The organism is Flavobacteriales bacterium (genome assembly GCA_016715895.1).
Lineage (GTDB): Bacteria > Bacteroidota > Bacteroidia > Flavobacteriales_F > PHOS-HE28 > PHOS-HE28.
Window position 1 is genome coordinate 214,994 of the sequence record JADJXH010000003.1, and the last position, 20,853, is coordinate 235,846.

20 protein-coding genes and 1 tRNA gene are annotated in these 20,853 nt (G+C 68.0%); 8 read left to right on the plus strand and 13 right to left on the minus strand.

Translation table 11 applies throughout. From position 1 onward, the window contains the following. Positions 1 to 22 precede the first annotated feature (22 nt). Positions 23 to 1,036: a tRNA (adenosine(37)-N6)-threonylcarbamoyltransferase complex transferase subunit TsaD gene (tsaD, locus tag IPM49_01070; protein ID MBK9273116.1), complete on the minus strand. Its 1,014-nt coding sequence runs from the start codon at positions 1,034 to 1,036 to the stop codon at positions 23 to 25. Here tsaD and IPM49_01075 point away from each other — a divergent pair. Then, positions 1,029 to 5,597, plus strand: coding sequence for a translocation/assembly module TamB (locus IPM49_01075; GenBank protein MBK9273117.1), 4,569 nt, complete (start codon positions 1,029 to 1,031; stop codon positions 5,595 to 5,597). The two genes, tsaD and IPM49_01075, sit on opposite strands and share 8 nt — an antisense overlap. Here the strand turns inward: IPM49_01075 and IPM49_01080 are convergent, their stop codons facing one another. Genes IPM49_01080 through IPM49_01100 form a run of 5 tightly spaced genes read right to left on the minus strand, consistent with a single transcriptional unit; the run spans position 5,598 to position 11,144 of the window. Continuing rightward, positions 5,598 to 6,821 carry a bifunctional 3,4-dihydroxy-2-butanone-4-phosphate synthase/GTP cyclohydrolase II gene (locus tag IPM49_01080; GenBank protein ID MBK9273118.1) on the minus strand — a complete coding sequence of 408 codons (1,224 nt, stop codon included), beginning with the start codon at positions 6,819 to 6,821 and terminating at the stop codon, positions 5,598 to 5,600. Positions 6,822 to 6,862: 41 nt separating this feature from the next. Next, positions 6,863 to 8,065 carry a glycosyltransferase gene (locus tag IPM49_01085; protein ID MBK9273119.1) on the minus strand — a complete coding sequence of 401 codons (1,203 nt, stop codon included), beginning with the start codon at positions 8,063 to 8,065 and terminating at the stop codon, positions 6,863 to 6,865. Further along, positions 8,062 to 9,264 carry a glycosyltransferase gene (locus IPM49_01090; GenBank protein MBK9273120.1) on the minus strand — a complete coding sequence of 401 codons (1,203 nt, stop codon included), beginning with the start codon at positions 9,262 to 9,264 and terminating at the stop codon, positions 8,062 to 8,064. The genes IPM49_01085 and IPM49_01090 overlap by 4 nt, the downstream gene beginning before the upstream one ends. Continuing rightward, positions 9,236 to 10,669 carry an LptF/LptG family permease gene (locus tag IPM49_01095; GenBank protein ID MBK9273121.1) on the minus strand — a complete coding sequence of 478 codons (1,434 nt, stop codon included), beginning with the start codon at positions 10,667 to 10,669 and terminating at the stop codon, positions 9,236 to 9,238. Before IPM49_01095 ends, IPM49_01090 begins: the two co-directional genes overlap by 29 nt. A 46-nt stretch (positions 10,670 to 10,715) precedes the next feature. Continuing rightward, the gene (locus IPM49_01100) at positions 10,716 to 11,144 is read right to left on the minus strand and encodes an SRPBCC domain-containing protein (GenBank protein ID MBK9273122.1); all 429 of its coding nucleotides are present in this window, start codon (positions 11,142 to 11,144) and stop codon (positions 10,716 to 10,718) included. Between IPM49_01100 and IPM49_01105 the strand changes: the two genes are divergently transcribed. The 6 genes from IPM49_01105 to IPM49_01130 all read left to right on the plus strand — a co-directional run bounded on the left by IPM49_01105 (position 11,143) and on the right by IPM49_01130 (position 14,512). Next, the gene (locus IPM49_01105; protein MBK9273123.1) at positions 11,143 to 11,874 is read left to right on the plus strand and encodes a hypothetical protein; all 732 of its coding nucleotides are present in this window, start codon (positions 11,143 to 11,145) and stop codon (positions 11,872 to 11,874) included. The two genes, IPM49_01100 and IPM49_01105, sit on opposite strands and share 2 nt — an antisense overlap. 103 nt (positions 11,875 to 11,977) lie before the next feature. Continuing rightward, a tRNA-Met gene (locus IPM49_01110) sits at positions 11,978 to 12,051 on the plus strand. A gap of 36 nt (positions 12,052 to 12,087) precedes the next feature. Continuing rightward, positions 12,088 to 12,534, plus strand: coding sequence for a nuclear transport factor 2 family protein (locus IPM49_01115; GenBank protein MBK9273124.1), 447 nt, complete (start codon positions 12,088 to 12,090; stop codon positions 12,532 to 12,534). 18 nt (positions 12,535 to 12,552) lie between these two features. After that, positions 12,553 to 13,176, plus strand: coding sequence for a rhomboid family intramembrane serine protease (locus tag IPM49_01120; GenBank protein ID MBK9273125.1), 624 nt, complete (start codon positions 12,553 to 12,555; stop codon positions 13,174 to 13,176). After that, on the plus strand, positions 13,173 to 13,667 hold the full coding sequence (locus IPM49_01125; protein MBK9273126.1) for an HAD family hydrolase: 495 nt from the start codon (positions 13,173 to 13,175) through the stop codon (positions 13,665 to 13,667). Before IPM49_01120 ends, IPM49_01125 begins: the two co-directional genes overlap by 4 nt. A gap of 2 nt (positions 13,668 to 13,669) precedes the next feature. Next, the gene (locus IPM49_01130) at positions 13,670 to 14,512 is read left to right on the plus strand and encodes an aminotransferase class IV (GenBank protein ID MBK9273127.1); all 843 of its coding nucleotides are present in this window, start codon (positions 13,670 to 13,672) and stop codon (positions 14,510 to 14,512) included. Here the strand turns inward: IPM49_01130 and IPM49_01135 are convergent. Next, positions 14,505 to 15,092, minus strand: coding sequence for a YqgE/AlgH family protein (locus IPM49_01135; protein ID MBK9273128.1), 588 nt, complete (start codon positions 15,090 to 15,092; stop codon positions 14,505 to 14,507). The two genes, IPM49_01130 and IPM49_01135, sit on opposite strands and share 8 nt — an antisense overlap. A gap of 94 nt (positions 15,093 to 15,186) precedes the next feature. Here IPM49_01135 and pdxH point away from each other — a divergent pair, with 94 nt between their 5' ends. Continuing rightward, positions 15,187 to 15,834 carry a pyridoxamine 5'-phosphate oxidase gene (pdxH, locus tag IPM49_01140; GenBank protein ID MBK9273129.1) on the plus strand — a complete coding sequence of 216 codons (648 nt, stop codon included), beginning with the start codon at positions 15,187 to 15,189 and terminating at the stop codon, positions 15,832 to 15,834. A gap of 49 nt (positions 15,835 to 15,883) precedes the next feature. Here pdxH and IPM49_01145 read toward each other — a convergent pair whose 3' ends face one another. The 6 genes from IPM49_01145 to IPM49_01170 all read right to left on the minus strand — a co-directional run bounded on the left by IPM49_01145 (position 15,884) and on the right by IPM49_01170 (position 20,840). Beyond that, positions 15,884 to 16,120, minus strand: a complete 237-nt coding sequence (locus tag IPM49_01145) for a 30S ribosomal protein THX (protein MBK9273130.1) — start codon at positions 16,118 to 16,120, stop codon at positions 15,884 to 15,886. A 90-nt stretch (positions 16,121 to 16,210) separates the two neighbouring features. Continuing rightward, entirely contained in the window at positions 16,211 to 16,897 is a 687-nt protein-coding gene (locus IPM49_01150) for an RNA methyltransferase (protein MBK9273131.1), read from the minus strand. A gap of 57 nt (positions 16,898 to 16,954) precedes the next feature. Continuing rightward, the gene (locus IPM49_01155) at positions 16,955 to 17,233 is read right to left on the minus strand and encodes an HU family DNA-binding protein (protein MBK9273132.1); all 279 of its coding nucleotides are present in this window, start codon (positions 17,231 to 17,233) and stop codon (positions 16,955 to 16,957) included. A gap of 230 nt (positions 17,234 to 17,463) precedes the next feature. Next, on the minus strand, positions 17,464 to 18,417 hold the full coding sequence (locus IPM49_01160; protein MBK9273133.1) for a methionyl-tRNA formyltransferase: 954 nt from the start codon (positions 18,415 to 18,417) through the stop codon (positions 17,464 to 17,466). A 13-nt stretch (positions 18,418 to 18,430) separates the two neighbouring features. Next, positions 18,431 to 19,000, minus strand: a complete 570-nt coding sequence (locus IPM49_01165; GenBank protein ID MBK9273134.1) for a DNA-3-methyladenine glycosylase — start codon at positions 18,998 to 19,000, stop codon at positions 18,431 to 18,433. A 4-nt stretch (positions 19,001 to 19,004) separates the two neighbouring features. Beyond that, on the minus strand, positions 19,005 to 20,840 hold the full coding sequence (locus IPM49_01170) for a RecQ family ATP-dependent DNA helicase (GenBank protein MBK9273135.1): 1,836 nt from the start codon (positions 20,838 to 20,840) through the stop codon (positions 19,005 to 19,007). Between the last annotated feature and the right edge of the window lie 13 nt (positions 20,841 to 20,853).

Consider the following 20,853-nt stretch of genomic DNA (forward strand, 5'->3'; position numbering starts at 1 on the left):
GTAGGGCCTGGCCCCAACGGCTTCAACGCTGGGGGATGCGTGCAAGGGGGACCACGTCCACGCCGGATGTGCGGCCCGCGCGCAGCAGCCGATCGCCGGCCATCGCCACCATGGCCGCATTGTCCGTGCAGTAGGCGAAGGGCGGGATGTGAACGGTCCACCCGCGTGTGGCCGCCAGTTCGACGAGGCGGCTGCGCAGGCCCGAGTTGGCGGACACGCCGCCCGCGATGCCGATGCGCGGGATGCCTGTGCGCTCCACCGCCAGGGTGAGCTTGTGGAGCAGATGGTCCAGGATGGCGTCCTGAAGCGTGGCACACAGGTCCGGGAGCAGTTCGGGCGGAAGAAGGCCATCGGGGCCGCGCAGGGGAAGGACCAGGTTGCGGAAGGCGCTCTTGGTGCCGCTGAAGCTGAGGTCGAGCTCCGGCACAACGGGACGGGGAAGGCGGAAGCGGTGCGGGTCGCCTTGGGCGGCGAGGGCATCCACCCGCGGACCACCGGGATAGGGCAGGCCCAGCAACTTGGCCCCCTTGTCGAAGGCCTCGCCGGCGGCATCGTCCAGCGTGCCGCCGATGGCCACCATGTCCAGGGCGGAGCGCACCAGCACGATCAAGGTGTGGCCGCCGCTCACCGTGAGGTTCAGGAAGGGGAATTCCGGCAACGGGCGGTCCTCGGTGTCACGGATGAAATGGGCCAGCACGTGCGCCCGCATGTGGTCGACGGCCAGCAGCGGCACCCCCAGGGCCTGGGCGAAGGATTTGGCGAAGGCGGCTCCCACGTGCAGCGCACCGATGAGCCCGGGGCCCTGGGTGAAGGCGATCGCGGTGAGCGCGGCAGGGGACAGGCCGGCCTCCCGCAGGGCGGCCTCCACCACCGGGACGATGTGCTCCTGGTGCGCCCTGCTGGCCAGTTCGGGCACCACGCCACCCCAGGCGGCATGCACGGCCTGGCCGGCGACGACATTGCTCAGGACACGTCCATCCTCCAGCACGGCCGCAGCGGTCTCATCGCACGAGCTTTCGATGCCCAGAATGCGCATGGGACCGGTCACCGGCCGTTGCTCCGCTATTTTCGCCATCCGGGCCCGCGATCTGCGTGTTCGCGCCCAAAACTATCCCCTCCTGAGCAGCTCCCCGTTCCTGAAGTGGTCCGGCCGTGTGCTTCGCGCGATCGCGTGGCTGCTGCTCCTGCTGGTGGTGGCGGCCATGATGGGTGTGTTCGCCCTTCGGCTTCCATCCGTGCAGACCTGGCTCGCCGGCCGGCTCAGTGACTACGCGTCGGAGGCCTTGGGAAGCTGTGTCCGTGTGGAGCGCGTGCACCTCACCTTCACCGGTCCGGCCGAGCTGCGCGGCGTGCTGGTGTGCGACCTGCGTGGCGACACCCTGTTCGCCGTGCGTCGCCTCAACCTGCGCCGATGGAGGGTCGGCACGGAGCGGCGGCAGGTGCACCTGCGCGGCGTCACCGTGGAGGGGGTGCGCTGGCACCTGCGCCAGGCGGTGGGCGACAGCACCAGCAACTTCACCCAGTGGATCGCCGCGCTCTCCTCCGGGGAGCCCACGCCACCTGGCGCACCCTGGACCATCCAGGCCGATGCCTTCACCATCCGCGACCTGCGCTTCACGCACCACAACGCCGCCTCGCCCGTGCTGCCCTTCGGGGTCGACTTCGAGCACGTGGACGTGTCCGGCGACGTGCTCGGCCACGACCTGCTGGTGATCGAGGACAGCATCCGGGCGGTGCTCGACCACGTGTCGTTCCGGGAGAAGAGCGGGCTGGCCTGCACCGGCCTGCAGGGCCGGGCCACGGTGAGCGGACGGGGCATCGCGGTGGACCACCTGGAGCTGCGCACTCCGTTCAGCACGCTTCGAGGGCGCTACGAGATGCGCACGGCCTCCTGGAGGGACTACAACGACTACATCGATCGCGTGGAGATGCGGGCCGAACTGGACAGCTCGGTGGTGGACCTGCGCGACATCGCCTGGTTCGCGCCGGATCTGGAAGGGCTTGCCGCGCGGGTGGGCGTGCGGGGTCGGGCGTACGGCACGGTGCGCGAGCTCAAGGCGCGCGAGCTGACGCTGGACTACGGGCGCCACACGCGCTTCGAGGGCTCCGTGGAGATGAGCGGCCTGCCCGACCTGGCCGGCACCTTCATGGTGGTGGATGCACGCACCCTGCGCACCGACGCCACCGACCTGGCCACCGTGCCCGTGCCCCCGTTCCCGGAGGGACGGGTCATGGACGTGCCGCGCGAGCTTGCCGTGCTGGGACCCATGGCCTTCCGCGGCAACTTCACCGGCTTCGCTTCCGCCTTCACCGCGTATGGCAGTGCCAGCACGGCGCTGGGCGTGTTGGCCACCGACATGTCCTACGACCGCGACACGGTGAGCGATGTGTTCCGGTTCCGCGGTGCGCTGTCCACCACCGGCTTCGATCTGGCGCCACTGGCCGGCGACTCCACCGTGGGGCCCATCGCCTTCGATGTGAAGGTGAACGCCAGGGGCCGCGACCTGGCCACCATGCAGGCCGATCTGGACGGCCGCGTACCGCTGATCACCATCAACGACCGGCCCCTGACGGGCATCACCGCCTCCGGCCGCCTTCAGCGCCGCTTGTTCAACGGGCAGCTCACCTGCGACGACCCCAACGTGAAGCTGCGGTTCGACGGCCTGGCCGACCTGCGCGGTGCCTGGCCGAAGGTGGACTTCACCGCGGCCCTGGAGCGCGCCGACCTCTTCGAACTGAACATCGCACCGGAACTGCACCTGGGCGAGGTGAGCGGCATCGTCCGCGCCCAGGGCGAACTGGCCCCGGACAGCCTCAAGGGGAGCCTGGCGATCGAGGGCCTCACCTATTGCGACGATCAAGGTGTATTGACGCTGGGGGATGTCACGGTGGCGAGCACACGCAAGGATGGCGGACCGGTGCTGTCCCTGCGCTCCGACCTGGTCGATGCCGACGTGCAGGGCCGCTTCCTGCCGACACGGCTTCCGGCCGCCTTCACCAGCGTGGTGTACAGCATCTTTCCGGCGCTCGCTGAAGAGGTGCGGTACGACCAGGAGCAGCAGCGCTTCGCGTTCGATGTCCAGGTCAAGGAGGCCGGGCCCCTGCTCAAGCGCGTGGTCCCGCGTCTCGAACTGGCGGCCGGAGCACGGTTCACCGGCATGTTCGACACCCGCACCTTCGACATGGCCCTCACCGCCGATCTGCCGCGGATCGCCTACGGCACCATCGGGGGCGATTCGGTGCGCATGATCCTGGACAAGACCCTGGACCTGCTGGTCTTCAGCATGCGAAGCCGCCGCCAGCAATTGACGGACAGCACCTTTCTGGAGGGCATCGACCTTTCGGGCAAGGCCTATCAGGACGAACTGGAGGTGCGCATGGTGTGGGATGGCAGCACGCACGACACGCGGGGCGACCTGCATCTGGTCGGGCTCGTGAACGGACGGACCGACGTGGAGATCGACCTGCTCCCCAGCCGCCTGCACCTGGGCATGGGCGCATGGACGAACCCTGCACCGGTGCGGCTCCATGTCCACGAGGGCGGTCTGGAGATCCGCCAACTGGAGGTGCGGAACGAGGAGGAACGCATCACGCTGGACGGATGGCTCTCCACCGACCCGGAGCGCGCGCTCGCCTTCGATGTGGACGGTGTGCAGCTGACGCATCTGCGGCCGTTCTACAAGGGGCCCATGTTGTCCGGGGCGGTGAGCGGGGAGGGCCGTGTCTTCGACCTGTTCGGCGAGCCCAGCCTGCTCAGCTACCTCTGCATCGATTCCTTGAAGGTGGACAGGCATCCGGTGGGGGATATCACGTTCGCCGCGACATGGAGGAACGCTCGGCGCGAGATGGAGGTGGGCGGAACGATGCAGCGCGGCCGGTTGAAGGCGCTGGAGTTCCAGGGCCGCGTCTCGCCCGCCGCCGAAGAGGAGCAACTGGACCTGGTCCTGGAGCTGGACTCCTTCGACCTGGCCTTCATCGACCCCTACCTGCCGGAGGGGGTCAGCGACATCCAGGGCCGGGTGACGGGGGACATCCGCGTTGGCGGGACCTTGTCGGAGCCGCGCGTGGAGGGCACGGCGCTGTTGGATGAGGCCGGACTGCGCATCGACTACCTCAACACCTTCTACAGCCTGAGCGATCGGGTGAGGATCCTGCCCGACGGGTTCTGGCTCGACCTGGTCCGGGTGAAGGACCAGGAAGGGCGGACGGCCAGGGCGGTGGGCACCATCAACCACAAGGGCTTCGCCAACTGGGACTATGACGTGGTGCTTGAGCTCGATCGCTTCCTCTGCCTGAACACCACCGTGAACGACAATGAGCTGTTCTACGGCAAGGCCTATGGCACGGGCGATCTGCAGGTGAGCGGATACGAGGACAACCTCGAGGTGGTGTTCACCGGCCGCACCGCGCCGGGCACCTCCATCAGCCTGCCCTTGGGCACCGCACGCGACCTGAGCGGGATCGACTTCGTGCGCTTTCACGCGGGCTCCCTGGAGCTCGACACCATCCGTACGCCGGTGGACCTGAGCGGCGTGCGCCTCGACCTGGATGTGGAGGTGACCCCGGACGCCCGCTTCGAGCTCATCTTCGACCCCACCGTGGGCGACATCCTCAGCGGCCGTGGCCGGGGCAACATCGAGATGTCGGTGAGCCCGACCGGCAACCTCTCGATGCGCGGCGACATGGAGGTGGTCGATGGCACCTATCTGTTCACCCTGCGCAACGTGGTGAACAAGCGCTTCGACGTGGACCCCGGCGGTCACATCACCTGGTACGGCGACCCCTTCGATGCCCAGCTCGCCCTGAACGCCGTGTACAAGCTGCGGGCGCCGCTGGTGGACATCATCCCTGCGGAGCGGGCCGAGGGCCTGGGCAAGCGCGTGCCGGTGGAGGTGGTGATGCGCCTCAAGGACAGGCTGGCCAACCCGGACATCGGCTTCGATGTGCGCCTGCCCTCGGTGGACGAAGGCACCCGCACCCAGGTGAACAGCGTGCTGAGCGAACCGGACGAGATGAACCGCCAGGTGTTCAGCCTCATCGTGCTCAACCGCTTCCTTCCTGTGGACCGGCTGGGTGCCGCGAACGGCCCCACGGGGTCGCGGGGCAATGTGGTGGGCACCTCGGGCAGCGAGCTGCTGAGCAACCAGGTGAGCAACTGGCTCAGCCGCCTCAGCAATGATGTGGACCTGGGGTTCAACTACCGCCCGGGGGATGCGCTCACGCAGGATGAACTGGAGCTGGCGGTGAGCACACAGTTGTTCGATGAGCGATTGGTGCTCAGCACGAACGTGGGCGTGCAGTACGGGTCCGGCGCCACCCAGCAGCGCGATCAGCTGGTGGGCGACTTCCAGCTGGAGTACCTGATGACCAACGACGGCCGCATCCGCCTGAAGGCCTTCAGCCAGAGCAACGACCGCAACCTGAACCAGGCGGACCAGGCGGCCACCACCCAGGGTGCCGGTGTGGCCTATCGCGAGGACTTCGACACGCTTGGCGAGCTCTGGCGCAACTTCACGGGCATGCTCGGCCTGCGTCGGCGGAGACCGCAGGCGAACACGACGACCCCGGTCCCGGAGAAGGTGGAGGAGCCGCGTTGATCAGTCGCGGTCGCCCAGGCGCAGCAGGTGGCCCAGCTTGTTCTTCTTGGTGCGCAGGTAGCGCTCGTTGTGGGGGTTGGCGTCGATCTCGATCGCCACGTTCTCCACGATCTCCAGCCCGTAGCCGATGAGGCCGGTGCGCTTGCGCGGGTTGTTGGTCAGCAGCCGCATCTTGCGCACGCCGAGGTCGTGCAGGATCTGAGCGCCCACCCCGTAGTCGCGGGCGTCCATGTCGAAGCCGAGCATCACGTTGGCCTCCACCGTGTCCGCCCCCTCCTCTTGCAGCTTGTAGGCCTTCAGCTTGTTCACCAGGCCGATGCCGCGGCCCTCCTGCTGCATGTAGACGATGACCCCCTTCCCGGCGGCGTCGATCATCTCCATGGCGCGGTGCAGCTGGGGGCCGCAATCGCAGCGACAGCTGCCGAAGATGTCGCCCGTGACGCAGCTGCTGTGCACGCGCACCAGCACGGGCTCATCTGGCCGCCAGCTGCCCTTCACCAGGGCCAGGTGCTCCTCGCCGGTGTTCGTCTGCCGGAAGGCGATGAGCTCGAAATCACCATGCGTGGTGGGGAGCTGCACACGCACCTGCCGCTCCACGAGGCTTTCGGTGCGCATCCGGTGGGCGACCAGGTCGGCGATGCTCACCAGCTTCAGCCCGAAGGTGTCGGCCATGCGTCGCAGTTCGGGCAGGCGGGCCATGGTGCCGTCCTCGTTGAGGATCTCCACGATGACCCCCGCAGGCTCGAAGCCCGCCAGCCGGGCCAGGTCCACCGCGGCCTCGGTATGGCCGGTGCGGCGCAGCACACCCCCGTTGCGGGCCTTCAGCGGAAAGATGTGTCCGGGCCTGGCGAGGTCGGCCGCCGTGGTGGTGGGGTCGATCAGGGCCTGGATCGTGGCGGCACGGTCCTGCGCCGAGATGCCGGTGGTGGTGCCGCGGCCCTTCACGTCCACGCTCACGGTGAAGGGGGTCTCGTGCAGGGCGGTGTTGTCGTGCACCATCAGGCCCAGCCCGAGCTGGTCGCAGCGCTCCTCGGTGAGGGGGGCGCAGATGAGCCCCCGGCCGTGCCTGGCCATGAAGTTCACCACCTCGGGCGTGGCGTTGCGCGCGGCGGTGAGCAGGTCGCCCTCGTTCTCACGGTCCTCATCGTCGACCACGATCACCACCTTGCCGGCCCTGATGTCGGCGATGGCCTCCTCGATGGGGTCCAGACGGATGTCGTTCATGCACCAGGGTGCCGGGCAACTGGGCCGCAGCGGCTGCGAAGTTAGCCGATCGGCAGGGGGGCGGTCGTGCGGACGGGCGAGGTGATCAGGCGGTCCAGCGTGTCCACGGCCCGTGCCCAGTCGAAGGTGGACAGCACATGGCGGTGGCCGTTCGCCGCGATGCGCCGCCGCTCCTCCTCGTCCGCCAGCAGGCGAAGGATGTGGGCCGCATAGCTCGCAGGGTCATGGCCGATGAGGATGCCCTCCCCGGGCGGGGCCCCCACGGCGTTGTTCGCCAGGGCCGAGGTGATGCACGGCATGCCCATGGCCATGGCCTCCAGCAGCTTGTTCTGCAGCCCCGTGCCGATCTGCATGGGGGCCACGAACACGCGCGCCGACACGTAGCTCGTGCGGATGTCCTTCACCCAGCCCGTCACCGTGATCAAAGGGTCCTCCTCGGCCAGCTGCCGCACCCGCGGGCTGGGGTCCACACCACTGATCAGCAGCGACACTTCGGGCCGTTCGCGGCGCACCAGCGGCAGCACCTTGTTCACCAGGTAGAGCACGCTGTCGATGTTCGGGGGGTAGTTCATGTTCCCCGTGAACAGCAGGTCATGGGTCAGTTCTCCGGGGATCGGATGGAAGTGGGTCGTGTCCACCCCGTTGGGGATCACCGTCATGTGCGCGCGCTCCGGATGGTAGAGGTAGTCGCGGTCCTGGGCCGAGATGATGATGCGGTGGTCGAACAGGTCGAACATCAGGTTCTCGTAGGCCTGCAGGCGGCGTGTTTCCGTGAGCAGCAGGGGACGGAGCAGCGGGCTGGAGGTCTCCGTGCGGCGCTCCATGCCCTTGCTCAGCGTGTCCATGTAGTCCAGCGTCTTGGGCAGGGTGAAGTGCCACCGCACGTATTCGGTGGTGCGCACCAGCTGGCAGAGCACATGGTCCGGTGCGAAGCGCTCGATGATCGCATCCACGCGACGTTGTGCGGCCGCATGGTGGAAGTAGGCCACCTGGAAGGGCAGGCGGGAGAACACGGCGGTGACGAGCTTCCACACGATGCGCCATCGGGGCAGGTGGATCACCTCCAGGTGGTGGCAGAAGCTGCGCAGATGGTCGAGGTGGTCGGGATGGATGAGCTGGTCGCTGAGGCAGCAGAGGAGCACCTCGTGCCGTTCGGCCAGCCGTTTCACCAGGTGGTAGGCCCGCAGCTTGTCGCCCTTCTCCAGGGGATAGGGCACACGGGAGAGCAGCACCAGCAGCCTCATGCGCGTTCGAGGCTGCGAAGGAAGCCCTGCAGGTCGTGGATGATGCGCGCGTCGCTGTAGTGGCCCACGATGGTGGCGCGGGCGTTGGCCCCGATCGTGGCCACGAGGCCCGGCTCGTCGAGGGTGCGCATCATCTGCCGTGCGAAGGCGGCGGCCGTGTCGGCCAGCAGGATGTCGTGGTCATGCGTGACGGCGATGCCCTCGGCGCCGATGGTGGTGCTGATGACGCATCGGCCCATGGCCATGCCCTCGATGATCTTCACCCGCATACCGCCGCCGCTGTGCAGGGGGACCACCATCACATGGCGCTCGGCGATGTATTGTTCGGCGCTCTTCACGCGGCCTTTCACCTGGAGACCGGGCAGGTCCAGCTTCAGAAGGTCGTCGGGCATCCGGTTGCCGGCCAGGTGCAGGCGCGCCTCCGGATGGCGGGCGATGACGCGGGGCCACACCTCCGCCACCAACCATCGGATGCCTTCGAGGTTCGGCTCCCAGTCCATGCTGCCCAGGTGGAAGAACACCGGTCGGCCGCCGGGCAGCGGCCGCTCATGCTCGGCCGGGTCCACGCCGAAGGGGATGGTGGCGATCGGGGTGCGCGAGCCGTGCGCCTCGAAATGCGCGGCATCGGACGGACTGATGGCGGCCACACCGTCCACCCGGTCCAGCACGGCCATCTCGTAGTCCTTCAATTGGCGGGCGAGGAAGCGGCGGTAGGGCCGCTTGATGAAGTTGCGTTCACCGCTGGCGATGCGTTCCTGCAGCACATGCTCCAGGTTGTGCGACCGCAGCACCACCAGCGCATCGGTATAGCGGCGGATGGTGGCGATGTACGGGGTCATGAACAGGCTCTCCAGCAGCACCACATCGAAGGGACGGGCGCTGAGCACGCGGATGAGCGCGATGTCCATGTCCGGCGAGAAGAACCGGCTGATGTTGTAGTTGTCCGCCGTGATCAGGTCGGTGAAGGCGTCGACCACGTTGAGGCTCGTGTCCACGAACACGCCCTCGATGTCGGTGGCCCGGCGGTAGTCGTCGGGCAGCGCATCGATGTCCAGGGGATGCTTGGGGGTGTGGATGCACATCACCTTCACCGAATGCCCTGCGGCCAGCAGACCCCGCGTGAGGTTGTGCATGGCCTTGCTGCCGCCGTCGATGGGCGGGTAGGGGGGCTTATGGCACAGCTGAAGGATCCGCATCACGCCGGCCGCGCAGCAAGGTTCTGAGCCGGTACCAGCCGCGATAATAGGCATCGCGGTCCAACAGGGGGCTATCGGTGGCGGCCTTCCAGGTGAGCCAGATGCCGATGGGGAGCAGCACCAGGCTGCTGATCCACATGCCGGGCCAGGGGGGCATCTTCAGGCTGATGACGAGCTTCTCGGTGCTGAAGGAGATGATGTGGAAGATGAGGAAGAAGACGATGGCGAACACGGTGGGCAGGCCCATGCCGCCCTTGCGGATGATGGCTCCGAGGGGCGCGCCGATGAAGAAGAAGATCAGGCAGGCGATGGCGAGCATCAGCTTGCGGTGCCACTCCACGCCGTGCCGTGCGATCTGCTCAAGGCTGCCTTTGCGCTCCTCGTCGGTGCGCTCCAGGAAGTTCATGGTGGCGCGCGCCATGTCGATCGCCTGGTCGTGCACGGCCGGCGTCGGCAGGGAGCCCGTGCCGGACGAGGTGGCCGTCGGCATGCCCGCCACCGGGAGGCTGTCGCGCAGCGGGCGGAAGGCGTTGTGCAGGTAGCTCTCCTGCATCGCCACCCGCTCGCGGAACGCGCTCGTCAACGAATCCTCGGTGCGCGCCAGCTGGCCGATCGTCTGCATCTTGTAGTTGTCCTTGAACAGGTCCTCATCGGTGCGCTGAAGCCCCAGCCCGCTCAGGTCGAGCCGCACCACGTCCGTCGCGAAGGTGCCATGCACCAGGGCGTCCGTCCTTCCCTTGCGCCCGGAGGGGTCGCGCGCGTCGTAGAAATGGCCGTCGCGAAGGGTCAGCAGAAGGCTTCCTCCATCGGCGCTGCGCTGCATGGTGCCGCTGCGGGCGCGCACCACGGTGCGGTTCCCCTGGAACGGCTCGCGGTGGTCGTAGATCAGCACATCGGAGAGGGTCCCGTCCTCGGCCTTGTCCCGCACGCGGATGCTCAGTCCGTCGATGCCGTTGTAGAAGACCCCGGGCCGCAGGTTCATCGCGGGCTTCTTCCGCGTCACGTCCCAAAGCAGGCTGTGGAAGCGGAGGTTGGCCACGGGCAGCACATTGTTGCAGAAGAGGAACGACAGGCCGGAGAGCAGCATCACCAGCACCACCAGCGGCCGCAGGATGCGGAACAGGTGGAGGCCGGCCGAGCGCATCGGAACAAGCTCGCTGTTCTCCCCGAGCCCGCCCATGGTCATGATCGAACTAAGCAGCACGGCCAGGGGCAGGGCCAGCGGTACGAAGCTCGCCGTGGCGTACACCAGCAGTTCGGTGAGGGTGTACCAGGGCAGCCCCTTGCCCATCAGGTCATCCACGTACTTCCACAGGAACTGCATGCTCAGGATGAAGAGCACGATGCCGAAGGTGACCACCAGCGGGCCCAGGTAGGCCGCGATGATCATGCGGTGAAGGCGCTTCATCCCGAGGAGGACGGCGGCGGGGCCGATGGGCGCAAAGGTACCTGCCTCAGGAGCCGATCACCCGCATGAGGTGCGCCACCTGCGAGGCCCAGAGCTGACGTGCGCTCTCCAGGTCCTGCGGCCAGGCGTGGTCCGTCACCACCAGGGCCACATCGTTCGTCATCGGGTCGATGCGGATGCGCAGCTCGAAGTAGGCCCCGGGGTCCTCGTCCTCCAGCCAGCGGAAGCGCATGAGCTCACCGGCGCGGCGGCCGATGCACAGCGCCTTCTGCACGTCACCGCCCCACTCGAAGGCGAACTCGTCCCCACGAACGTTCACGTCATCGCAGAACCATTCGCTGAACCCGCTGGGGGTACTGATCAGCTCGAACAGCACACTCGGTGTGGAACGCATGTAGAACTCCGCCTGGTACCGCTCCTTCAACGCTCGCTTCAGCGCACGCGCCGGCTGCGCAGCGGGCTCCACGCCCATCATGACCGCCTGGACCGGGGGCGCCGGTGGCCTGGCCGGGGCTGCGGACTTCGGCTTGGTGCCGCCGTTGCTCGGAGCCTTCGCAACCGGCTTGGCGGCAGGTGGCGGAGGCGCGGGCTTGGCGGCCGGACGGGTCGTGGCCTTGGCGGGAGCGGGCGCGGCTTTCTTCTTCGCCGCCACCGGCTTCTGCGCCACCTTCGGTGCTGCGGCCGCCTTGCGGGCCGGAGGGGCGGGGGCGGCCCGCTTCGCCGCCGGTGCGGCCTTTCGCGGCGTGCTGGCCTTCACGGTCCCTGCCGCCTTGACCGGTGCAGGCTTCCGTACCGGGGCCGCCGGCTTGCGTGGGGCAGGCCTGCCTTTCACGCCCGGTCGAGCGGGGGCGGCCTTTCTCACCGGCTTGCGCGGCAGCGTCCTTGAGGCCTGCTTCTTCGCCGGTCGGCGTGCGACCGTTCCTGACGACCGTTTCGCCGGTGCTGCGGGGGTGCTCCGCCGGACCGTCGAAGCCGGTCTCTTGGTGCCGGACCGCTTGGGGGCCGCCTTCCGTGTCCGGGCCACCGATCCGGCTTTCCCCGATCCAGGCCGTGATGCCGGTTTCTTCTTCTTCTCCTCCTTCTTCCGGACGGATCGGACCGCCGGCCGTCCCTTGCCGGGCGCCGCTTTCTTCGGAGCGGGCCGGGGTGCGCGGCGCGCCGGTTTCGTGCTGGTGCGGGACTTGGCCATGGTCCGGGCAAGGTAGAAATTCCCCACGCCCACGCAAGAACGGCGGCGCTCGGGCCGGTACGGGAGGCCTGCTATATTTGCCGCCCCTTTCGCCCGGCGCAGGCCGGACCAAGGCCGATGGCGCGGTAGCTCAGCTGGTTAGAGCGCAGGATTCATAATCCTGAGGTCGAGAGTTCAAGTCTCTCCCGCGCTACAAAGCCCCCTGCACGGGGGCTTTTTCAATGGCCCCATGAACACCATCCCGATGCGTCATCTGGTGCTCGCCCTCCCGCTGTGGCTTGTGGGCTGTTCGGCGGAGCCCAAGGACTTCCACGACATGGAGGTGCGGGCGGCCGTGACCAAGGTGATGGCGGAACAGGAGGAAGCGTGGGACCGGGGCGACATCCGCGGCTTCATGACCGGGTATGCGGAAGGGGCCTGCTTCATCACGGCGAAGGAGCGCACGTGCGGGCGGGAGGCGGTGACCCGGCGCTACCTGGAGCGGTACACCGACAAGGCCGCGATGGGCGACCTGCACTTCGGCATCTCCGAGGTGCTGGCAGTGGGCCCTGAGCACGCGTGGTGCACCGGCACCTGGAGCCTGTTCCGGTCCGCCGACACCTTGAGCGGGGGCTTCAGCCTGCTGTGGCAGCAGGGCCCCCAAGGATGGCGGGTGATCCGCGACCACACGTACTGAGCCGCTACTTTCGCCGGCATGTCCGCAACGGTGGTCATCCTGGCCCTCACCGTGCTGGTGTCCGTCCTGGCGTTCCGCGACCGGCGCCTGTTCGATGCGCTGGCCTTCGAACCCTTCGTGGTGCATGCCCGGAACGACCTCCATCGGTTCGTGACCCACGCCGTGGTGCATGCCGACTGGCCGCACCTCTTCGTCAATATGTACGTGCTGTACGGCTTCGGGCCGTTCGTGGAGGGCTACCTGTCCGGGCTCACCCCGCTCCCCGGCACCTGGTCGTTCGTCATCCTCTACGTCACGGCCGCCGTGGTGGCCTGCGTGCCGGGCTATGGACGGCACAGGCACGATCCGCGGTACCGTGCGGTGGGGGCCAGTGGTGCGGTGTCCGCCGTGCTCTTCGCTCACATCCTCATCCTGCCCACGGCGGAGGTGGGCCTGTTCCTGCTGCCGTTCGGTCTGCCATCGGCCGTGTTCGGTGCGCTCTACCTCATCTATGAAGGGACCATGCACCGCCGTGGTGGGGATCATGTGGCGCACGATGCCCACCTGATGGGGGCGCTGCATGGTGTGCTCTTCGTGGTGGTGCTGCGACCGGCCCTGGTGCCGGCCTTCTTCCGTTCGCTCACCGACCTGCTCCCCGGATGAACCTGCGGACCGCCCTCTTCCTGGACCGTGACGGTGTGGTGAACCGCGAGCGCGGAGAGCACACCTGGCGGCCGGAGGACTTCGAGGTGCTGCCCGATGTGGCGGAGGTGGTGGCCGCCTTCAACCGCAAGGGCTGGGCGGTGGTGATCGTGAGCAACCAGAGCGGCATCGGCCTCGGCCTGTACACCCCGGCCGATGTGGAGCGCCTGCATCGCTATCTTCACGACCACCTCCTCCAGCACGGGGCCCGCGTGGACGACATCCTCTATTGCCCTCATCATCCCTCGAAGGGACGCTGCCTCTGCCGCAAGCCGTCGGGCCTGCTGATGGAGCGCGCCATCGCATTGCACGGCATCGACCCCGTGGGTTCGGTGATGGTGGGCGACCGGGAGCGGGACATCGAGGCCGCCGCCTCGGTGGGGGTGCGCGGCCTGTTGATCCCCTCCAATTCGGGCCTTGCCAGGGCCCTGCAACACGCCGGCATCGGTTGAACATGGAACGCTTCGTCGACCTCAACGGGGAGCTGCTGCCGGCGGACCGGCCGGTGATCACGCTGGAGAACCGGGCCTTCCACTATGGTGACGGCCTCTTCGAGAGCATCCGCGTGGTGAACGGTCGCCCGCGGTTCCTTGATGCGCACTGGGCGCGGCTGGTGGAGGGATGCAAGCTGCTGCGCATCGACCTGCCCCCCGGGCTCGACCGTGATGCCCTGGAGCGTGCCATCGTCCGGTTGGTCGAGCGCAACGCCGCGCCGAGCGCCCGCTGCCGGCTCACCCTCTTCCGCGATGCGCAGGGTCATTACCGCCCGGACGGGCATCGGGGCGGGTACGCGATCGAGGTGACCCCGATGACCGAAGCGACGTACACGCTGAACGAGCGCGGGCTGATGGTGGACATCTACCCCGACATGCGCAAGCCGGTGAACGCACTGGCCGTGCACAAGACCTTGAACTGCCAGTACTACGTGATGGCCTCCCTGTGGAGCGAGGCGCGCGGGCTGGACGACTGCCTGCTGCAGAACGACCGGGGCAACATCATCGAGAGCAGCACCGGCAATCTCTTCATCGTGAGCAACGGGGTGCTGTACACACCGTCGCTGGCGGACGGCTGCCTGGGTGGGGTGATGCGGATGCAGGTGATCAACCTGGCGCTCGCGAACGGCATCAAGGTGTACGAGTGCTCGCTGAACCCGCAGAACCTGCTGGCGGCCGATGAGCTGTTCTTCACCAACGCCGTGCGCGGGGTCCAGTGGGTGGCCACCTACCGCACCAAGCGGTACATGCACCGCACGGCACAGCTGGTGATCGACCTGCTGTCGCGCAGCGTGCTCAATTGAGCGCCGGGTCCTCCGGGAAGTTGGCCAGCGGAGCGAAGGCCTTTCCCATGGCCCGCAGCGAATCGCCCCACAGGTCCTTCACCTGGGTGTTCATCACATGCCGCTTGGTGGCCCTCGCCACGATCCATGATCGCTGGCCGAGCTCCTTCTCCAATTGCTGCTCGCCCCAGCCGGAATAGCCCACGAAGAAGCGCACGTGGCGCGAGAGCCGCGGGTCGGTGGTGAGCAGGGCGCGCAACTGGTCGAAGTCGCCGCCCATGTGAACACCGTCGATCACCTCCAGGCTGCCCTCCACCCGGGCGCCGAAGGTGTGCAGGTAGTAGAGGTTGCCGCTCTGCACCGGGCCACCGATGCTGACGCGGGTGTGGATCGGCGGCATGTTCTCCATCAGGTCGCCGATGTCCATGTCGAGGTGGCGGTTGAGCACGAAGCCGAAGGAGCCCTCGGCGTTGTGCTCGCAGAGCAGCACCACCGTCCGCCGGAAATAGGGGTCCGGCAGGTAGGGTTCGCTGATCAGCAGGCGGCCGCGCGCCGGTGCCACCGTGCTCTCCGGATCGAGATCGAGGAGGTCCCTGCCCATCGTGTGCGGAGGTCAAGGTACGTCCGATCGCGGTCGGTGCGCACCGGGCTGCGGCTTCGAACGGATATCTTCGGCGCCATCTCAATTGGGGAACATGGAACGCGAACGCTCGGTGGACCATCGGATCGATTACAGCAAGGCCGTGCTCCTGGAGAGCGAAGCAGGTGACGATCCGTTCGCGCTGTTCGGTCGCTGGCTGCGCGCCGCCGAGGAGGAGGGGCTGCCGGAGCCGCATGCCATGACGCTCGCCACGGCGGGCTCGTTCAGCATCAGTTGTCGCGTGGTGCTGCTGAGGTCCTTCGACCCGCAGGGCTTCTTGTTCTTCACCAACTACAACAGCCGCAAGGCCATGGACCTGGAGCGCGATCCGCGAGCGGCGCTGTCGTTCTTCTGGCCTCAGCAGGAGCGGCAGGTGCGCATCGAGGGCAAGGTGGAGAAGGTGAGCGCCGAGGAGAGCGACCGCTACTTCAGGGAGCGCCCGCGCGAGAGCCAGGTGGGGGCGTGGGCCAGCGACCAGAGCCGGATGGCCGACGACCGTGCCCAGGTGGATGAGCGCTACGCGCGGTGGACCGAGCGGTTCAAGGACCAGGCGGAGGTGCCGCGTCCGCTCCACTGGGGTGGCATGCGCCTGCGTCCGGTGCGCATCGAGTTCTGGCAGGGTCGGCCGAGCCGCCTGCATGACCGCCTGATCTTCGAGCACTTCAATGATGGCACCTGGAGCCGCATGCGGCTTCAGCCCTGAACGACGAAGCCCCCCGCGATGCGGAGGGCTTCCTTGCGCAGCGGGACGATCACTTCTTGGGCGCGGCCTTCTTGGCGGCGGCCTTCTTGGGCGCGGCTTTCTTGGCGGCGGCTTTCTTCGGTGCCGCCTTCTTGGCGGCCTTCTTGGCGGGGCTTGCCGCCGTGCTCTTGGACGTGGTGGCCTTCGCACGCTCGGTCGCGCGCACCTTGCGCTTGCTCGGCCGGCTCTTGCCGTGGCTGCCTGCCCGCCGTTTGCCTTTCTTGGATCGGATGTCGCCTTTGCCCATGCTGGGTGGTGTTTGGGTTCGCCGCGAAGCTACCCGTGCCCGATCGCGGGCCCCGGTCACAGGCGCACGCACTTGTCCACGCGCGTGTGTTCAGAATGACGACGGTCCGTGGGCGGCATCGCCGCGCAGCCGTTCCTCGATGGCCTGCGCATCATGCAGCGCTGCGCGGGTCCACTGCAGCTTCAGCGCACCCATGGCCCGCTCATCCAGCCGCCACGGCACGGTGCTCGCCCGCAGCCGCTGCATCACGGTGTACAGCACGATCCCGGCGGACACCGAGATGTTGTAGCTCTCCGTGAAGCCGTGCATGGGGATGCGGAGCGCCCCGTCGCAGGCCGCGATGAGCTCATCGCTCAGCCCCTGGAGCTCGGTGCCGAAGCAGAAGGCGATGGGCCGGTCGATGGGCACGTTCTCAGGGGTCCAGGCCTCGGCGTGCGGGGTGGTGGCCACGATGCGATGGCCGCGTTCGCGCAGGGCGGTGATGCACTGCATGGCGCCCTCCGGGCCACCGTAGCGGTGCACCGTGGTCCATTTGTCGCTGCCCAGGGCGATCTCCTTGTTCGCGGTGAACCGGTTGCGCGACTCGATGGCGTGCACGTCCTGGATGCCGAGCAGGTCGCAGGTGCGCAGCACGGCGCTGGCGTTGTGGGCCTGGTGCAGGTCCTCCAGCACCACGGTCACGTGCCGGGTGCGCTGCGGGGCCAGGCGGTCGAACAACGCACGCTTGTGCGGAGTGATGAAGGCGCCGAGCCGGTCGAGCAGGTCGTGATCGTCCATGGGTGCAAAAGAAAAGGTCCCCCGGGAGGGAGGACCTTTTCAAGAGGGATGGGGTGCTTACTTCACCTTGTTGGAGAGGTCGGCACCGGCCTTGAACTTCACGACCTTCTTGGCCGCGATCTTGATCTCCTTGCCCGTCTGCGGGTTGCGGCCCTTGCGAGCAGCGCGCTTGGAGATGGAGAACGTCCCGAAGCCCACGAGGGCCACGCGATCACCCTTCTTCAGGGCCTTGGTGGTGTTGTTCACGAAGGCATCCAGGGCGCGCTTGGCGTCAGCCTTGGAGATCTTCGCTTCAGCGGCGATCGACTCGATCAGTTCAGCTTTGTTCAGTCCCATGTTCGTTAAGGAGGTTTGTGTGAGTGTTTGTGAACTCGACGCAAAAGTATTCGGAGACCCGCGCCTGTCAAGGGTTTCCGGACGGGTGCCCGGAGAATGTTGAAAAATCAGGGGTTTTGTTGATAAGTGCGCCGGAATCCCGCCCCCAGCAAGGGTTTGCGGAAACAGGGGTGTGCCGATCCTGATGACCCGTTGGTTCAACGCTTCGGAGCAGAAGCCGCGACAGGCGCTCACTTGAAGTGGATCGACCCGCGCAAACCCGCGCGGAACGCGGCCGCGGGCATTCGGCGACGCCCTTCGGGCTGCACCTCCAACAGCCGCAATACCCCTTCGCCGCACACGACCAGCAGTCCTGTGTCGGCGTCGTGCACCGAACCGGGAACACCCCGCGCATCCGCACCCGTCCGCTCCGAGCGCAACACCTTGAAGTGCTCGGTGACACCATCCGCCCGCACCAGTTCCGTCCACGCCCCGGGCACCGGGGAGAGCCCGCGCACATGGTCGTGCACCTTCGATGCCGGCCATGACCAGTCGATGCGGCAGTTGGACGGGGTGAGCTTCGGCGCATCGCGCAGCGGCCCTCCTTCGATCAGGGTCTCCTGCCGGCGCGCCGCCAGCGAGCCGTTGGCCAGCGCACGCACGGTGCGCACCAGAAGGTCCGATCCGATGGCGGCCATGCGGTCGTGCAGCTCGCCGGCGGTCTCGTCCGGACCGATGGGGACCGGCTCCTGCATCAGCACGTCACCGGTGTCGATCGCCTGCTGGATGAGGAAGGTGGTGAGCCCGGTGGCGCGCTCGCCGTGCATCACCGCCCAGTTGATCGGTGCGGCGCCACGATACCGGGGAAGCAGCGATGCATGCAGGTTGATGGTGCCCAGCCGGGGCATGCGCCATACGACCTCCGGAAGCATGCGGAAGGCGACGACCACGAAGAGGTCGGCACCGCACGCGCGGAGCGCCTCCAGGAAGCCTTCATCACGCAGCCGCTCCGGTTGCAGGACGGGCAGGCCGAGCCGGATCGCGGCCTCCTTCACCGCGGAAGCGCGCAGCTGTCGTCCCCGGCCCGCCGGCCGGTCCGGCGCGGTGACCACCGCCGCGATGGGGATCCCGGCGGTGTGCAAGGCTTCCAGCGAGGAGACGGCGAAGGGCGGCGTGCCCATGAAGACGATGCGGGGTGCGCTCATGCCGCGAAGGTCATCACAAGCGCACGATGCGGAAGCGGTAGGGCAGCAGGGCATCGCGGCCTGCGTAGTCCACACCCACGCGCGGACCGATGCGCACGTCGGCGGGATCGACCCCATGCCCTTCGTCCGCGATCCAGATGGACCGCCCCAGCAGGTCGGTGCCGTCGTGCGACCGGTGGATGCCGAGCGCCTGTGCCGCGGTGCCCGGTCCGTCCGTACGCGCGCCGGCTTTTCCGCGGCGAACGTCGGCGGTGGCCTGTCCTTCGAGGATGCGCACGCCGCGCAGCAGCACCGCATGGGGCACACCGGAGGTGTGGGTCACGATGTTGAAGGGGTGATGGATGCCGTAACAGATGTAGACATAGGCCGTTCCGCCGCGCGCGTACATGGACGCGTTGCGCTCGGTACGCCTGCCGCCGAACGCATGGGAGGCCCTGTCCTCCGCTCCGGCGTACGCTTCCGTCTCGGTGATCAGGCCGGCGACATGCGCACCGTCGATCCGGGTGTGCACCACCTTGCCCAGCAGGTCACGCGCGATGCCCACCACGTCGGGCCGTTCATAGAAGCTCCGGTCCAGCCGCATCGCTTCACCGCTGGTCCTGCTCCCAGCGCAGCAGTTCCGCATCCGGGCCGTCCACCGGGCTGGTGGCATCGGCACCGCACCGGCTGCGGCATCGGTCGCACCGTCCACAGGGCGCGGTGGTCCCTTCGCCGAAGTAGGAGAGCAGCGTCGCCTCGCGACACCCGGCCTCGGCAGCGAAGTAGGCGGCCATGGCCTCGACGCGCTCCAGCGCGCGGTGCAGGCGCAGATCGAGCGCCTCCGGATCCAAGGTCAGGCGTTGCGCATCGCGACGCGGTGTCATCAAGGTCACCAGCGGATCGTCGGTGCGCGGCGAATACCGCAGCACCTCAAGGCGTTGGAGCTCGCGCAGGCCCTCGCGCACCGCGGTGGTGGAGGACGAGAGCACCTGGGCCACACGTTCCTCCTCGATCATCGCCGGCGCCTCGAACAGGCCACCGTAGAGGCGCAGCAGCGCTTCCAGCAGCGGACCGAGGCGCGCGTCGTTCAACCGCAGGCCGTGCACCGTGGACGGACCGCAGGTGAGCAGCACGCGCGACGGGGTGTGCACGCCTTCGCTGAGGACGAGGTCGTCGTTCAGCTCCAGGGCCTTCAACGCCCCGAGGGCGGTGGCAGGCTTCAGGCCGCTGCGCCGGGCGAGGTCGCGCAGGTCGAGGGTGTACGATTCGTGCAACCCGCTGCCCAGGGCGATGCGGTGCGTGTCGGCGAAGGCCTGGTAGGTGCGGCGCACCTCGGCCGTGGTCGGGAAGCCGCCTTCCACGCGTTCACGCAGGCGGCGGTCGTCGGCGTCGTCCACCAGCAGGAAGGCGTACGAGGGCCGTCCATCGCGGCCCGCGCGACCGGCCTCCTGGTAGTAGCTCTCCAGGTCGGGTGGCGGGGACAGGTGCACCACCGTGCGCACATCGCCCTTGTCGATGCCCATGCCGAAGGCATTGGTGGCGGCCACGTAGCGAAGGCGGCCTTCCTGCCAGTCGCGTTGCACGCGCTCCCGTTCGGTGTGCGGAAGCCCGGCATGGTAGGCCCCGGCGGTGACGCCCATGCGCTGCAGCACGCCCGCCAGCTCAACTGTTCCGCGCCGGTCGCGCATGTACACGATGCCGCTGCCGGGCACATGGTCCACGATGCGGTGGAGGCGCGTGAGCTTGTCCTCGCCGCGGCTGCACCAGAAGGTGAGCTCGGGCCTGTGGAAAGGAGAGCGCAGCACGTTCGGCGCGCGGAAGCCCAGGCGGTGTTGGATGTCGTCCACCACGGCCGGAGTGGCGGTGGCGGTGAGGGCCACCACGGGCGCCTGAGGGAACACGGCGCGCAGCTCGGGGATCCGCATGTAGGCCGGACGGAAGTCGTAGCCCCATTGGGCGATGCAGTGCGCCTCGTCCACGGCGATCAGGTGGACGGGCATGCGGGGCAGGCGGCCGCGGAAGGCGTCGGTGCCGAGGCGTTCGGGCGACACATAGAGCAGGCGCAGCCGCCCCAGCGCCGCATCCTCCAGCGCATTGTCGATCTCGTATCCGGCCATGCAGCTCATCACGGCCATGGCGGCGATGCCGCGCCGGCGGGCCTGGTCCACCTGGTCCCGCATCAGGGCGATGAGCGGGCTGACGACGATGGTGAGCCCCCCGAGGGCGAGGGCCGGTAGTTGGTAACAGAGGCTCTTGCCACCTCCCGTGGGCAGCAGTGCCAGCGTGTCGCGGCCGTCCAGCACCGAGCGGATCACCTCCTCCTGCATGGGGCGGAAGGCGTGATGGCCCCAATGCCGCTGCAACAGTTCGCGGGGGTCGGGCGTTACAGGAAGCACGCCCGATGCGGGAAGTCCACCGGGGGCGATGGTTACATTTGGACGCACCAACGGTTTCTGC

Excerpts from the sequence above, each read along its gene's own strand:
- IPM49_01165 (MBK9273134.1), bottom strand. The coding sequence starts at position 19,000 with ATGCGGCTGGACCGGAGCTTCTATGAACGGCCCGACGTGGTGGGCATC.
- IPM49_01145 (MBK9273130.1), bottom strand. The coding sequence starts at position 16,120 with ATGGGCAAAGGCGACATCCGATCCAAGAAAGGCAAACGGCGGGCAGGC.
- IPM49_01135 (MBK9273128.1), bottom strand. The coding sequence starts at position 15,092 with ATGGGCAGGGACCTCCTCGATCTCGATCCGGAGAGCACGGTGGCACCG.
- IPM49_01115 (MBK9273124.1), top strand. The coding sequence starts at position 12,088 with ATGAACACCATCCCGATGCGTCATCTGGTGCTCGCCCTCCCGCTGTGG.
- IPM49_01130 (MBK9273127.1), top strand. The coding sequence starts at position 13,670 with ATGGAACGCTTCGTCGACCTCAACGGGGAGCTGCTGCCGGCGGACCGG.
- IPM49_01075 (MBK9273117.1), top strand. The coding sequence starts at position 1,029 with ATGCGCATGGGACCGGTCACCGGCCGTTGCTCCGCTATTTTCGCCATC.
- IPM49_01105 (MBK9273123.1), top strand. The coding sequence starts at position 11,143 with ATGACCGCCTGGACCGGGGGCGCCGGTGGCCTGGCCGGGGCTGCGGAC.
- IPM49_01080 (MBK9273118.1), bottom strand. The coding sequence starts at position 6,821 with ATGAACGACATCCGTCTGGACCCCATCGAGGAGGCCATCGCCGACATC.
- IPM49_01155 (MBK9273132.1), bottom strand. The coding sequence starts at position 17,233 with ATGGGACTGAACAAAGCTGAACTGATCGAGTCGATCGCCGCTGAAGCG.
- IPM49_01095 (MBK9273121.1), bottom strand. The coding sequence starts at position 10,669 with ATGAAGCGCCTTCACCGCATGATCATCGCGGCCTACCTGGGCCCGCTG.
- IPM49_01120 (MBK9273125.1), top strand. The coding sequence starts at position 12,553 with ATGTCCGCAACGGTGGTCATCCTGGCCCTCACCGTGCTGGTGTCCGTC.
- IPM49_01100 (MBK9273122.1), bottom strand. The coding sequence starts at position 11,144 with ATGATGGGCGTGGAGCCCGCTGCGCAGCCGGCGCGTGCGCTGAAGCGA.
- IPM49_01125 (MBK9273126.1), top strand. The coding sequence starts at position 13,173 with ATGAACCTGCGGACCGCCCTCTTCCTGGACCGTGACGGTGTGGTGAAC.
- IPM49_01160 (MBK9273133.1), bottom strand. The coding sequence starts at position 18,417 with ATGAGCGCACCCCGCATCGTCTTCATGGGCACGCCGCCCTTCGCCGTC.
- IPM49_01150 (MBK9273131.1), bottom strand. The coding sequence starts at position 16,897 with ATGGACGATCACGACCTGCTCGACCGGCTCGGCGCCTTCATCACTCCG.
- pdxH (MBK9273129.1), top strand. The coding sequence starts at position 15,187 with ATGGAACGCGAACGCTCGGTGGACCATCGGATCGATTACAGCAAGGCC.
- tsaD (MBK9273116.1), bottom strand. The coding sequence starts at position 1,036 with ATGCGCATTCTGGGCATCGAAAGCTCGTGCGATGAGACCGCTGCGGCC.
- IPM49_01085 (MBK9273119.1), bottom strand. The coding sequence starts at position 8,065 with ATGAGGCTGCTGGTGCTGCTCTCCCGTGTGCCCTATCCCCTGGAGAAG.